We start from the raw sequence: 14,576 nt of genomic DNA, 5'->3' as shown, positions 1-14,576 counted from the left end.
GTATCACCTTTCGTTTACTTGTTTTCCGACAATTCAAGTATAAAAGAAATGGTGATTACGTGCTTTTTTTTGTTGAATTTGTGTGAATACCCCAACAAATATTATAGAACCATTATTGTAGTTCATTCCAAATAGAAAAAGCCCTCCTACAAGAGGAAGGCTTTTCTACGGTTAACGTCCAATCAATCTCACAATTACGCCTGTAACAATCATAACGACAAGAACAGGAACTAGCCAACCAAGCCCATCACCATATAATGGAAGTACTTGATCGTAAAATGACACGATGGCATTCAGCCAGGCAGGCCATTCCGCCACATCAATTTCAAGCGTGTTATAGAGCGTTGTTATGCCATCTATAATACTTACTAAAAAAGCTGCAACAGTTGCGCTTATGTAAACGATCCTTGAATGATTAAAAAGCGGAGAAGCAAATGTCAACAACATCAGTACAATTGCCAAAGGATACAGGAACATCAATACCGGTATTGAAAATGTAATGATATTCGCCAATCCAAAGTTAGCAACGATAAAACATAATGACGAGAATAGAACAACAAACATTTTATAACTAATTTTCGGAATAATCGTTCGGAAATACTCCGCACATGCTGTAATAAGTCCAATACTCGTTGTTAAACAAGCTAATATGATGACAATTGTTAACAATATCGTTCCAGTAGTCCCAAAATAATATGCTGACGTTTCACTTAATACAGGTCCTCCAGTATCAAATATGCCAAATTTCTCTGTTGTTGTTGCGCCTAAATAAGCAATTCCTGCATAGATGATTGCTAACAAAAACGCTGCAATAAATCCAGTTTTTGCCGTTGCCGATATAATTTTCTTTCTGTCTGTAATTCCTTTCGATCGGAGAACATTGATAACAATGATTCCGAAAACGAGGGATGCTAACGTATCCATCGTGCCATAGCCTTCCACAAACCCTTTAAAGAATGGACTTTCATTGTAAACACCAACAGGATTTTGGATAACCCCAATCGGTTTAGCGAACGTAAATCCTATTAGGATCACAAGAAGTATTACGATGGTAGGTGCCATAATTTTACCGATGCGATCAACAATTTTAGCAGGATTCAATGAAAAGTAGAGAGAGATTCCAAAGAATAGCAATGTGAACAAAAGTAAGAATAACTGCACTTGTCCAGCGGGTACAAAAGGAGATACGGCGATTTCATACGCTACTGCCCCTGTACGCGGTCCCGCAAAAAATGGGCCGATCGTTAAGTAAAGCAGCGAAGTAAATACGATTCCATAAATCGGATGAATACGGCTGGATAGCTCTTGCAAGTTCCTGCTACCCGAGAAGCCCATCGCTAATATTCCTAAGAACGGCAATCCGATCCCGGTAACTAAGAAACCAAAAGTTGCAATCCATAAGTTTGTTCCTGCATTTTGACCTAATTGGGCTGGAAAAATCAAGTTCCCCGCACCGAAAAACAGGGCAAACAACATAGAACCAATTACAAGAAAAGATGAAAAAGACAGTCTATTTTGCATGGTTGTCCTCCTAAAATCTGTAAAATAGACAGATGTTTTAATATGATTCAAATATAAATCATTGTTTTTCATATTACGTATTATTATCCAAAAATGCAATTGTTTCTACAAAATTATTTAGCATTAAATTTATTTCATAGAAATTTGCTGGCGAAATAATCGCTAAGACTGTAGACAAACTTTAGGTACTTCGGTTTCTATTACACTGGAAATATTATTCCCAATAAAACATTTCCGCTTCGGATGGACACGCTCTTACTATGGCAAACTACAGCCCATTTTTATTAAATAGCTAATCGAAAAACAAAAGGTTTGAAGATCAAATCGATTTCCAAACCTTTTGCCTGCATTCTAATCTATCGATATGCCAGTCATTATTATTTGATAATAAATCGAGTCGTACTATGCCCTTCCCTTGATTTTTCTACTTGCAAAATAGCAGGCAAGGATGCCTTTAGTTCTTCAACATGAGAGATGATTCCTATTAATCTCCCCGTCTTTTGCAATTCGATTAAGGCATCGATCGCCTTACGCAGTGACTCTTCGTCTAACGTTCCGAAACCTTCATCGATAAACATTGTATCGATCGAAACTGAGCCCTGGAAGCTTTGAATAACATCCGCCATTCCTAAGGCTAAACAGAGAGATGCATTGAATTTTTCGCCGCCTGACAATGTTTTCACATCTCGGTTTTGCCCTGTATAAGCATCATAGACATCGATGCTCAAACCACTTTGCCGGCCGCGCATCTCTTGGCGTCCGCTTCTAACAAATTCATATTGACCGTTCGACAAATGCTTCAGCCGTTCATTTGCCGATTGGATGATCCGTTCTAAATAATCAATTTGAATAAAGCGTTCAAACGATAGTTTCATACGATTTTGTCCTCTTACAACATCGAAAAGGTCGGCAATTTTTCCGACAATCCGTTCCTGATCACCGATATCTTTTGCTGCTTGTTCAATCTTTTCAAGCAAGGAAGAAAGCGCATTTGTACAATCGATCGACCGTTTCCATTCTGAAAGGGCTGCTTCATACCGTTCTTTCATATGAGTAACAGTCAATGACAATTCCGTTAAGTCGATTTTTTCCTTGCCATCCAATTGCTTCTGCATTTCCTTTATACTTTCTGACACTGTATGCATTTGCTGGTAATGATTTCGGACAAGCTCCTTTAAATTTTGTCGTTCTTCGAAAGGTAGTTTCGCACGATGATAATCAGCTGTAGTCGGGAAATTATGTTCATCTAAAGCTGCCAAAAAACGTTCCTCGGCAATCCGCTTCTTCTCTACACTTTCTTCAAATGCTTTTTTGGTGAATGTAAGCGTTGATTGCGCAACGGAAAATCTTTCTCTCGCCTTTTCACAATCTTTCTGTATGGCAGTCCATGCATTTTCAAGCTCGACTTTCCGCTTCTCTACCTGTAAAATTTTTTCTTCCAATGCCATTAAGTTTCGCATCTCTTCCGGAATGGAATCCATTGATTGATTGAAAAGTGCATATTCCGTTTTATAATATGTTCTTTCTTCATTTAACATTTTCTGTAGCTTATCTAATTTTTCCACGAGGCCATCAAGCGTATCTTGAATTCGTTTGCGCTCTTTTCTTTTATTGGATAACATTTCACGTTTCTCTCGCAAAGCTGCAATTTCCTTTTCCAAGCTTTCCCTTTGTAAATGCAATGATTCCCTGTCCGCTCGTATATCAAGTGCTTGTGCTTCATTCTTTTTTTCTAAGAGCTGTGACTGACAACTTTCAAGTGCGACCGAAGCTTCTCGTAAGTTATGCTCCGCTGTTACTAATCGTTGTTTCATTTCTTCCAATTGCTGTTGAGAAACTGCTCGTTCGCTAATTTCATGTGCCTTCATCGGATGATGTTCACTGCCGCAAACGGGACACGCATCCCCATCATGTAATGTTTCTGCAATTCGTGCTGCTACATCTTCCATCCATGCACTATGCAATTGGTCCGATTCTTTTTTAATCGCTTCATAATGAGCATTTTTCTCATCAGCTGCTGCTTTTAAGTGCTCCGCTTTTTGACTGAGTAGATGAATCGCATCCATCGTCTTACACTGTTCACGTACTATATTGGATTTCTCGACGATTTCATCAAAAGACAGCAAATCATTTTCCAGACGATCAATTAGTTCTTCTAATCGACTTTGCTTATTTTTTTCTTCTCCGACCATTTTTTCTGTTAACTCTACTTCTGTCGCAATCGATTTTCCTTTTGCTTTAATTTGCAATAGCAATTTTTTCTTCTCTTCCAAACTGCGCACAGCCGGCAAATGATCACGCAATCTAAGTAACTGTTCAGAAAGCTCATTCCTCTCAGCGCTTTTCCCTTCTTCCTCCTGATACCGCTTTTCAAAAGAGGATAAGGAGATTGCTGCTTGTTCCTCTTCCTTTTTGGCAACTGCATATTCTTTCAATTTTAGATCGGATTCTTCCGCCGCGCGAATGGACTGCTGCTCAATCTCTTGTATGTATGAAGCCCGCTCTGCTTCCTCAAATCGCATTTCGCTTTTCTTCACTTCAGGCAACTGATTCGTCATATCCTGCAAAACCTTTTCTCGATTGTGCAGCTGATCAAATTGCTCATTGATCATTTTCGCAGTATGAAGCTTAGCAAATAATGCTTCATGCTGCTTATAAGTTTCTTCATAACGTTCCTTGTCGCTCGAACTTTTCTTATCATAAAATAAGATTTCTTCTTTTAAGCCTTCCATCACTTGCCGTGAATTATAATGCTCATTGGCCAGCACTGAAAAAATTGTAGAGTCTCTTTCAGGAACAGCCGTATGAATTTGTTGTATGAACCCCTCAATTGCATGGTTTGCTTTAATTAATCGTTGTTGAGCCTCATCCTTCTTCGTTTTTAGTCGCTCAACAATTTGTTGATAAGGCTCGGTTTTAAAGATTTTCCGCATAATCGTTTCTTTGTTTTCTGTATCAGATGTTAAAAACTTGCGAAATTCACCTTGAGGTAACATGACGATTTGACTGAACTGTGATTGTGTGAAACCGACTAACGTTTCAATTTTCTTGTTGATTTCCGTTACAATTTGCCGATCAACTGCAGGCACTTCTCCGTTGTCTGTCAGCTCAAAAAGTTCGCATCTTGCCAATGTCTCTGTCTTATTTCCGGCTTTCGTATATGGAATTTGACGCATGATCCTAAATTTCCGCCCATGCAATTCAAATAACAGTTCCACTGACGTTTGTACTGAATCATCAGCAAAATCGCTTCGCATTGCTCTGATTTCTGTCCGGTCCTCTCCGCTCGCCTGTCCATAAAGCGCAAAGCAAATACCATCAAAAATCGTCGTCTTTCCCGCTCCTGTCGGCCCAGATACGACGAACAACCGATGCCCTTTTAGCTCATCGAAACGGATCACTTCAGTATTCTTATACGGACCAAATGCGGTCATCGTCAATTGGATCGGTTTCATGACTACTCTTCCCCCCTCATTACTTCATGGAGTACTTCTGCAAATAGCTTGTCCGTTTCATCATCCGGTTCCATTTCTTTCATTTGGTTATAAAACATGCGAAAGAGTGTCATTTCATCCGGTTTTTCTTGGCTATACACTTTCCGATTCTCAGTCGTAGCTACTACTGGCAAGGCTCGCTCAATATGCATCGCATTCGGATAGACGGATTTCACTTTTTCCATAGGATTCAAAATTGGCGTATCATCCAATAGTTTTATAAATACATAATCCTCATTAATCGAATGCGAAAGAATTTCATCGATTGTTCCGATGACTGAGCGCATATCATGCAATGGCGTTAACGTTCTTTTCTCCACTGCAACCTGCCCCTCTTTATCGATATCAACAATATAAAAACCTTTCTGATGCCGTTCTTCTGAGATCGAATATTTCATCGGAGAACCTGCATAGCGAATCGTTTCATTTCCAACATAATGCGCTTGATGCAAATGCCCTAAAGCTGTGTAATGGAAACCTTCAAATAGCTGCGCAGATACATATTCCGCTCCTCCGATCGATAAAGGCCGTTCCGAGTCGCTCGTGTTTTCTTTTTCTTCGCCATTTGTCGTAACAAATGCATGTCCAACAAATACGTGACGTGCGTGACGATCCTTTGTTCTTTCAATCTCTTCAATGATTTTTTTCATTGCATGATGATGGTCTGCAATGCTGTCATCTCTCATAACATATCGGACGACAGAAGGATCCGCATACGGAATTAAATGAAAATGGACTTCGCCATGTTCGTCTTCCAATATGACAGGCTCCAACTCTTTTGATAGCTGACCAACTATGTAGAAACCATTAGTCTGCATAAGTCTGCTGCCAAATTGCAAACGACTTGGACTGTCATGATTGCCTGCGACTGCGATGACAGGCGTTTTTAGTTCGTTAACAATTTTCCACAGCACTTCATCCAATAACGCAACCGCCTCTGTCGGAGGCACCGCACGGTCAAACAAATCTCCAGCAATAATGACCGCATCGGGTTTTTCCTGTTCAATTGCGTCCATAAATTGCTCTAATACATGCCGCTGTCCATCCGTCATATAGACGCCCAACACAATTTTTCCTAAATGCCAGTCCGCCGTATGAAAAAGCTTCACATGCCCCATCCCTTTCCTTTTATTACTTACTTCTATTCTACAAGACAATGATGCGAATTTGCATTCGTATTTTTGCCAATTAACTCTCTGTATGCCCCTCCATGCACATTAACAGTATTTTAATCTCATAATTCCTAACAAAAGCCGCATAAACCGTTTTAGCAAAGTCAAGTCCTTAATCTTGAGTACTTTCCCTTTTGCCTGTTTTTAGTGAAAACCATTCATAAAACTACTATCGCATTATCCCGCCAAGTAGTTTTCCGTTTCAGTCGGAAGCTTCCGCGAGCATGGCTTGAGCCTCCTCGTCCGCTGCGCTCTCTGTAGTGTCTCAAGGCTCATGCTCCTAACGCTTCGCTTTTACTCGCAGAAAAACATTTGCTATTCCCGCCGGAGTCGCCGACTTATACTCCAATCAACGTTGATCCTTTTGAAGAAACTTGATCAAACGAAGACAAAATTGGGTATGGATTCGCATGAAACACACTAAGCACAACTTTACTTGGAGTAGCGGGCATGATAGCCTTGTTGGAACAAGCCAGCCCAATTGGCTGGGTTTCCTGGCTTGGGACTCATGCCCGTAGAGACTCCATGTGGGTTTACGCACTTATAGAACGTAAGAAAACCACATATAAGCGTCTGCTCATTGCGCATAAATCACTCTAACTATTGCAAAAAATGAACAGGACGCCGGTTTCCGCCGACGTCCTGCTTTGTAGGATTTATATGGATCAATCACAAAAGTGACAAATCTTATTCCGTCAATCCTTCATAAATTTTTTCAATATTATATCTCAAAAATTTCGGATACGTATCTCCTTCGCTACCTGACTTACCTAATTCATCCGAATAGAGCTCGGCTGCAATCTTGACTTTCGTTTCCTTAGAGACCGTTTCCATTGGCCGTTTGTCAACATTCGTTTCTACGAATAATGCGGGCACATCATGTTCTTTAATGAAATTCACTAAGTTTTTAATTTGATGCGGCGTACCGATTTCTTCCGTATCGATATCCCAAATATACCCTTCCAATAATCCATATCTATCCGCCATATATTGGTAGGCTCGTTCACTCGTTACTAAAATGCGATGCTCTTCAGGTATTTCACCAATTTTTGTTTTGTAAAGCTCATCAATCTCATGTAATTCATCCAATAGCGCCTTAGCATTTTGCTCATAAGTTTCTTTACCATCTGGATCAATTTTTATGAGCGCATCTCTTGCATTCTCCACCATTTTGACGCCAACAAGCGGATCTAAAAACGCATGGGGGTTAATCGCTTCATCTCTACCTTCATTCGTCGTAATATACTTCGGTTCTACACCTTCCATTAATTCGAAGACAGCATTTTCATCTTTATGAACTGTGTCGACCAACTTGAAAAACCAACCTGCTTTTCCGCCTTCCAAATTGAGCCCATTATAAAAAAGCGCATCGGCATCAGTCGCTTTCTTAATATCTTCAGGAAGCGGCTCATACTCATGTGGATCGGTGCCGATTGGAACCATGCTATGGACGTCAACACGCTCTCCTCCAACCTCTTTTAAAATATCATAGAGAATGGAAAAGGTAGCTACGACATGAATGCGATCATCCTTTTCCTTAGAACTATTGCTTTTCTCACGATTGCCGCACGCAGAAAGAGCGATAGCAGCAACAATGGTTAATATCCCGATTTTCATCAACTTACGCAACATACAACAAAACTCCCTTTTCAATTTTTCAAATCATAATGATGCAACATTTTTATTTTTTCTAACTCGCAATGAACGCCATAATATTCCTTGCTTAGGCGAAAAGATAAACGCAATGACGAATAGAACCGTTGTCACTAATACGATAACTGCTCCCGAAGATAGATTGTGCGCAAAACTGAAATATAGCCCGACAACCGCCGAAAAAGCGCCAAATATTGCTGATAATGCAATCATAATCGACAAACGGTTCGTCAGTAAATAAGCAGTGGACGCCGGTGTAATAAGCATCGCTACGACTAATATAACGCCGACCGTCTGCAGTGAGGCAACGGTAACAAGTGTCAAAAGAATCATGAGCACGTAATGAATGAAGCGGTTTGGCAAACCATAGGAGGCAGCTAATGTCGGATCAAATGTAGTCACTAATAATTCCTTGTAAAACATAATGACTATTAGCAACACAATTGCCCCAATCGTCAACGTCATCCACATATCAGATGACCTGACGGAAAGCACATTCCCGAATAGAATACTCGTCAAATCAATGGAGGATTTCGCTTTCGCCATTAATATGATTCCTAAAGCGAAAAACGAACTGAACACGATCCCAATCGAAGAATCACTTTTCACCCGGCTATTTTGTGATATAAAACCAATTCCTACCGATGTCAATAAACCCGTAAAAACCGCTCCATAAAAATAATTGATCCCCATCATATAAGAAACGGCAATTCCCGGCAAAATTGCGTGTGAAATTGCATCTCCCATGAGCGCCATCCCACGCAAAATGATAAAGCAGCCAATTACTCCACAAATTATGCCAACCATAACAGAAGTGAACAACGCTTTTTGCAAAAATTCATATGTTGCGATATCTGAAATAAAATCGCTCACATCGTCACCCCCAATGTATCCCATAATTGATATTGCGACTGATAGGCCGCTTTCATAATTTCTGGCTTCATAACATTTTTAACTGGTCCCGCCCCGATCAATTCCTTATTAATCAAAATGAGTTCATCAAAATAATCTTCGACTTTCGTCAAATCATGATGTACGACAAACACCGTTTTCCCTTCATCCCTCAGCTCTTTTAATATACCGATAATCAATGCCTCACTCGTCACATCAATCCCAACAAATGGTTCATCTAAAAAAAACATATCTGCTTTTTGAGCTAACGCCCTTGCCAAAAAAACACGTTGCTGCTGACCGCCGGAAAGTTCGCCAATTTGCCGCTTCGCAAGTGCTTCCATACCGACTTTTTCCAAGCATTCGAGTGCCCATTCCTTATCCGCTTTTCGGGGACGGTGGAAAAGTCCAAGCTGCGGATACGTTCCTAACAAAACTGTATTTTGAACAGTAATTGGAAAATCCCAATCAATTGTCGCTCGTTGCGGAACGTAAGTGACCTTTTTGCGCACTTCTTTTATCGACTCCCCTCCAAACGTAACAACGCCTTGATCCTTAGGAATTAAACCTAAGACTGCCTTCATCATCGTTGACTTTCCCGCTCCATTTGGACCGATAATCCCAACTAATTTTCCACTTTCGACTTTGAAATTTATATTTTTCAATGCAGTTTTACCATCATAAGAAACGTACAAGTCTTGAACATCTATATTACAGGCCATAATAAGCACCATCCAATCTCGAAATATTTTCTTCTATCGTATGCTATAAAACTTTCCGTTGTACAACTTTTCTAAACATCTATGCATCAATTGTTTCCCTAAGGAAACTTTTAGTGTAAAAAAGTATGTTTCCCGAGGGAAACTTTATTCCATAATAAACGATTGCAATCTAATTGTAAAGAGAAAAATTTATTTATTTGAAAACTCATAGAAGTGCCGCACACCATTGCTTTTGATATTGAAAATAAATCGTTTCCACTCACCTAAGGAGCAGATTTAAATGTCATAGTTCCGCTTATAACATACATATAGTATAAAACTTAGGAAGAGGAGAAAGGATGTTGATCATTTGGACCTTCCTTTAGTCATTGTGCCAAAAAAGCTTCCGAACACATCATCGAGAGTGACTGTATATTATCCAGCAATCATTCAGATGGCAGACGCAAAAGTTCAACGGGAATTGAACCATCAAATTATTTCTGCGCTGAACACATTGTTAGTCGACCAAAACTTCTATGACGAAAACCTTGTGGAGCTCATTTCTAATTTTGAAATTAAAAATAACGAAAGAAATATTTTAAGCTTAAACTTAATCACGTATTCTTATACCGGCGGCGCCCACGGTATGACGGTCGTTAAATCATTGACGTTTGATACGACAATAGGAAAGCTTTATTCGCTAAAAGACCTTTTTAAGTCGAACAGTAATTATGTTTCCATCATTTCCGACATCATTAGGAAACGAATTGCGGATTGGAACATCGATCTTTTAGATCCGCCATTCAAAACGATACGAAGCGACCAAGATTTTTATATTGCTGATACGTCGCTCGTCATCTATTTTCAACTATATGAAATCTCTCCTTACGCATCAGGTTTCCCTTATTTCCCGATTCCAATTAAAGATTTGCAACATATTATTGAACCGAACAGCCCTCTCGATCGAATGATAGCATTTACATGAAAAGCTGCCTACCAAGTTTCGTACTTTTTTGACTTGGTTGGCAGCTATTTTAGCATATCGGCATAATTAGTGCTTTTTCATTATTTTTTGGAGAGTTCACTTGAGATGAGACGATATAAGCCTCCATCTGTTCCTCGTTAAAAGGCTTCAACAAGCTTTGCAATGAATGAATATCATTATTTTTTGGATCCAGCCACATCGCCTCATCTTCTTTGTGCAATATTACAGGCATTCGATCGTGGATCGGTCTCATTAACTCATTCGGCTCCGTCGTAATGGCAGTGCACGTATGGATGATCATACCGGATGGGGCTACATACTTCTCATATAATCCTGCGATCCCAAAAATGCCATCATCTTTCAATTTAATCCGCATCGGGATTTTTTGCCCATCTCTTCTTTGCCACTCATAAAATGAATCTGCTGGCAAAATGCACCGTTTCCTTTTGAATGCGTTGCGAAAAGAAGGCTTTTCTGCAATCGTCTCCGCTCTCGCATTGATCATTTTATAACCTATTTTTTCATCTTTCGCCCAAGGCGGGATGAGGCCCCATCGTAAATAACCAAGCCTATTTTTTTGACCGTCATTAATAACAGCAACAACTTGTTGAGAAGGTGCAATATTATAACTCGGCACGTAGTCTGTTGCTTCAAATGCAGATGCAATTTCAAAACGGTCCATTATTTCTTCATAAGGCGCAAATAGAGTAAAACGACCGCACATAAGCTCACCTACTTTTCATAACTGTCTGTTTACTTCACCGTACCACTATTGTAATGTAAAAGTACGACATGCTTCAAGAAAGGATCCTCAACGTATGGATAAGAAAAGAACTTTAGTTATTAGCGATATTCATGGAGAACCTGTAATGTTCCAACAATTACTGCGTAAAGCGAAGTATGATCCTAACGAAGATCAATTAATCCTATTAGGTGATTACGTGGACCGTGGACCAAATTCTCGCAAGGTGCTTGAAATGGTCATGGAGCTTAAACAGTTAGGGGCACTCGTTTTAAAAGGCAATCACGAAGATATGATGATCAAAGCGCTTACTTCGGATGAAGAAAAACCTTGGAAACATTGGATGCGAAACGGCGGTGCTGAAACACTGAAAAGTTATGGCGTCATCGAAGACACGATTGAATTTCCCGATGATCAGCCATTCCAAAAACCAATATTTCAATCAGAACCGTTAAACGAACATTTACAGTTCATCCAATCACTTGATTGCATTATAGAACAAGATGATATAATCTTCGTACATGCAGGCTTGAATCCCGAAAAAACGATTGAAGAAACCGATCCCCATGAACTTATTTGGATTCGAGAAAAATTTCATAATGGCTATAGCGGAAAAAAGACTGTTATCTTTGGCCATACACCGACAAACTATCTACATAAGGAAGATAATTTCACGGTCTTCTTCGGAGACAATAACATTATAGGAATTGACGGAGGGGCAGTTTATGGAGGTCAATTGAATTGCCTTGAACTACATAGTTTTCATGTTTACCACATTCCTGCAGAAAGACAAAAGGAGGAGAAAAAATTGTCTGCATATAAAGCATTAATTCCAGAACGAATCTTCTTTGGCGGCATCGATGCAATAGACCAGCTTCTGAAAGAAGAAAAAATTGATGTCATTTATGATTTGCGCGCGGAAGTAAATGGTCCCCTCGCAAGTGAAAAAAGCGTTCATCAGCCATTATTGGATGACGCTGAACAGCAGGATGAGTCTATAAAAGAAGCTGTCAATAAAGTAGTAAAGGCATATAACGAAGGAAAAAACATTTATTTTCATTGCAATACTGGAAGAGGACGAGCAGGCACAGTCGCTACGGCAACTTTATTAGAGCTCCAAAAAGCAACCAGTGTGGATGAAGCCGAACAAATAACGAAAGAAATACGACCGGAAACGAATCTAAAACTATCATTCAAATCTGCTTTAAAAAGGCTCTATGAAAATGAATAACTTTCCAATAAACAAAGCATGCATGAGCGACTACTATCAACCTATAAATAAAATTTGCTTTAAAGCATGCAGAAAGTCAATCAACGAAGCAGAAACCTATCCATTCGGTGCATCAATAGCTCTAATTTGCATAGAAAAGAGATGAGGATCCATTTTCCACATCTCTTTTCACTTCTTGTTCTGCTGTTCTTTGCACTTTCCTTAAGCAGAACGGGATGATTTTTTTAGAGAGAATAAGTATAACGCAATGACGAAGACTACGATCAATGCAGAAAGCAAGTAAACATTCTGATAGCCAAAGGAAATTGCAACCATCCCTAACACATAAGAACCAATTGCCATTCCTGTATCAAAAAGCGTAAAAAATGTTGCTGTTGCATAACCGCTTCTCTCCACTGACGTCGATTGTATAGATAGTGTCTGCAAACTCGGCACTAAAGCCCCGTACCCAAGGCCAACAAATGCTCCAGCCAATAAGAAAACAAATCCTGAATCCATAACAGATAAAATGAGCATCCCACATAGGAATAAAATAAAGCCCGGTATTAATATATAGGCGGGACCCTTTTCATCAAATATTTTACCTGTAAATGGGCGTGTTAAAAGCATGACAGCCGCGAACACTAAAAAGAAATAATTCGCCAGCGTCAACAACCCTTTTTCCTGTGCATAAATCGATAAATAAGACAGGATACTTGCATATGAAAATGCAATCATGCTTCCCAAAAAAGCTACGCGCAATGCTTTCTTCTCGAAAAGATCATTGAAAGTGAAGCGTTTGGAAACTGCAGGTGCATTTTCTATTTCAATTCTCGGGATAAGAAGCGCAACTGCTGCACCAAGTAACATTAATACACTCATTACGATGAATAAAACGTCAAAAGAAAACGATTGGATGATGAATAACGAGACGAACGGCCCGACAACGACCGCTAAATTGGTGGACATGACAAAGTATCCTAATCCAGCTCCACGCCGTGTGACCGGTACAAGATCAGCTGCAATCGAACCGGCTGCCGTCGTTACAATACTAAACCATACCCCTTGGATGAACCGCAGCACTAACAATCCTCCAAATGGCGTAATGAAATAATAGCAAATTGTGCAAATCAAATAGAAAAACAGACCGATCCAAAGCATTTTGCGCTTGCCTGCCAAGTCCAACAATTTACCTGTAAATGGTCGGACGACAATCGCCGATAATAAAAACACGCTCATTAATAGGCCAGCCTCTTCATCAGTCCGACTTAATGCATCTTTTGCATATAGTGGAAGGGTAGAAACCAATCCGTAAAACACGGTGAACACAGACAAATTCGTTAGAAATATACTAATAAAAGGTTTCGTCCAAATTGGTTCTTTATGATTCAAATAGATTTTCCTTTCTTTCGTCCAATTTTCTCAATAAACGGATTAACGCAACTTGCTCTTCATCCGATAAATTGTTCAAATAAAGCTGTTCAAATTCAATGACGGATTTCTTGACCGCCTCCAACTGTTCAAGGCCAAATTCCGTTAATTCCACAACTTTTTCACGCCTGTCTTTTCCTTCCTTCGTACGTAGCCAACATAGTTCCTCCAAGCGATTCACAGTGCGGGTAATTGTAGGCGCTTCAACATTTAAATACTTCCAAATTTGCGTCAATGTCATTTCGCCGTGCAAATCAACACAGTAGATGACGGACCATTGCGACGCAAAAAGCTTATGTTTTTTCAAAAACATATTTAATTCCTTACTTAAAAATCTGCTTTTTTGAAACAGCTCATGTATTAAAGGATTCATCATGTTCACCTCTTTTTATTTACCTAAGTAACTAATAGAGTATACGCCTCCAAGAATCGTATGTAAAGAACAAATTTAGTTTGAATCCATCGTATGTATATTTCTCTCCTACAATGCATAAATCTCAAATCTATGCGCATAAATTGCTCCAAACCTGTATAAACTCCACCACCAACGCAAAACGTTGCTATTATAGCGCATAACATCCTTCGAAAAGATAAAATGTACCGCTCCGCTCTCAAGTTTGCTCGCTCAACCACAAAAAAGATGATTTCCCTTAAAAGGAAATCATCTCAGACTGTAGACAAACACCAGGAATTTTTGGTGTTTGCCTACAGTCTTTTTTCTTTTAAAATAGAAGTAATACTAGAAAAGTTGATTTCCACTGCGGTCGGACGCTTTC

The 14,576-nt window shown here is 39.6% G+C and carries 11 protein-coding genes and 1 pseudogene; 3 read left to right on the top strand and 9 right to left on the bottom strand.

What is annotated here, in order from left to right:
* Positions 1-171: 171 nt before the first annotated feature.
* From brnQ to WFH04_RS16980, 6 genes are all read right to left on the bottom strand, one after another.
* Entirely contained in the window at positions 172-1,521 is a 1,350-nt protein-coding gene (brnQ, locus tag WFH04_RS17005; RefSeq protein WP_336825319.1) for a branched-chain amino acid transport system II carrier protein, read from the bottom strand.
* Between the two features lie 377 nt (positions 1,522-1,898).
* On the bottom strand, positions 1,899-4,976 hold the full coding sequence (locus WFH04_RS17000; protein WP_336825316.1) for an AAA family ATPase: 3,078 nt from the start codon (positions 4,974-4,976) through the stop codon (positions 1,899-1,901).
* Positions 4,977-4,978: 2 nt separating this feature from the next.
* Entirely contained in the window at positions 4,979-6,124 is a 1,146-nt protein-coding gene (locus tag WFH04_RS16995; RefSeq protein ID WP_336825314.1) for an exonuclease SbcCD subunit D, read from the bottom strand.
* Between the two features lie 750 nt (positions 6,125-6,874).
* Positions 6,875-7,819, bottom strand: a complete 945-nt coding sequence (locus WFH04_RS16990; RefSeq protein WP_336825312.1) for a metal ABC transporter solute-binding protein, Zn/Mn family — start codon at positions 7,817-7,819, stop codon at positions 6,875-6,877.
* Between the two features lie 30 nt (positions 7,820-7,849).
* Entirely contained in the window at positions 7,850-8,713 is an 864-nt protein-coding gene (locus WFH04_RS16985; RefSeq protein WP_336825310.1) for a metal ABC transporter permease, read from the bottom strand.
* Positions 8,710-9,453, bottom strand: a complete 744-nt coding sequence (locus WFH04_RS16980; RefSeq protein ID WP_336825308.1) for a metal ABC transporter ATP-binding protein — start codon at positions 9,451-9,453, stop codon at positions 8,710-8,712. Before WFH04_RS16980 ends, WFH04_RS16985 begins: the two co-directional genes overlap by 4 nt.
* A 349-nt stretch (positions 9,454-9,802) precedes the next feature.
* Here WFH04_RS16980 and WFH04_RS16975 point away from each other — a divergent pair, with 349 nt between their 5' ends.
* Positions 9,803-10,417, top strand: coding sequence for a DUF3298 and DUF4163 domain-containing protein (locus tag WFH04_RS16975; RefSeq protein WP_336825306.1), 615 nt, complete (start codon positions 9,803-9,805; stop codon positions 10,415-10,417).
* A gap of 49 nt (positions 10,418-10,466) precedes the next feature.
* Here the strand turns inward: WFH04_RS16975 and WFH04_RS16970 are convergent, their stop codons facing one another.
* Positions 10,467-11,141, bottom strand: coding sequence for an SOS response-associated peptidase (locus WFH04_RS16970; protein WP_336825303.1), 675 nt, complete (start codon positions 11,139-11,141; stop codon positions 10,467-10,469).
* Positions 11,142-11,235: 94 nt separating this feature from the next.
* Between WFH04_RS16970 and WFH04_RS16965 the strand changes: the two are divergent.
* Both WFH04_RS16965 and WFH04_RS16960 read left to right on the top strand, forming a co-directional pair.
* Positions 11,236-11,931: pseudogene (locus tag WFH04_RS16965) on the top strand (metallophosphoesterase family protein); the annotation flags it as partial.
* Positions 11,932-11,967: 36 nt separating this feature from the next.
* Positions 11,968-12,390: a protein-tyrosine phosphatase family protein gene (locus WFH04_RS16960; protein ID WP_336825321.1), complete on the top strand. Its 423-nt coding sequence runs from the start codon at positions 11,968-11,970 to the stop codon at positions 12,388-12,390.
* Positions 12,391-12,591: 201 nt separating this feature from the next.
* Here WFH04_RS16960 and WFH04_RS16955 read toward each other — a convergent pair whose 3' ends face one another.
* Both WFH04_RS16955 and WFH04_RS16950 read right to left on the bottom strand, forming a co-directional pair.
* Positions 12,592-13,761, bottom strand: a complete 1,170-nt coding sequence (locus WFH04_RS16955; protein ID WP_336825301.1) for an MFS transporter — start codon at positions 13,759-13,761, stop codon at positions 12,592-12,594.
* A complete protein-coding gene (locus WFH04_RS16950) occupies positions 13,751-14,173 on the bottom strand; it encodes a MarR family winged helix-turn-helix transcriptional regulator (RefSeq protein ID WP_336825299.1) in 423 nt (140 codons plus the stop codon). The genes WFH04_RS16955 and WFH04_RS16950 overlap by 11 nt, the downstream gene beginning before the upstream one ends.
* Between the last annotated feature and the right edge of the window lie 403 nt (positions 14,174-14,576).

It is taken from the genome of Sporosarcina sp. USHLN248 (assembly GCF_037144575.1).
In the GTDB taxonomy this organism is placed as follows: domain Bacteria; phylum Bacillota; class Bacilli; order Bacillales_A; family Planococcaceae; genus Sporosarcina; species Sporosarcina contaminans.
Note: the sequence above shows the minus strand (reverse complement) of the source record. Positions and strands in the feature narration are given on the sequence as shown.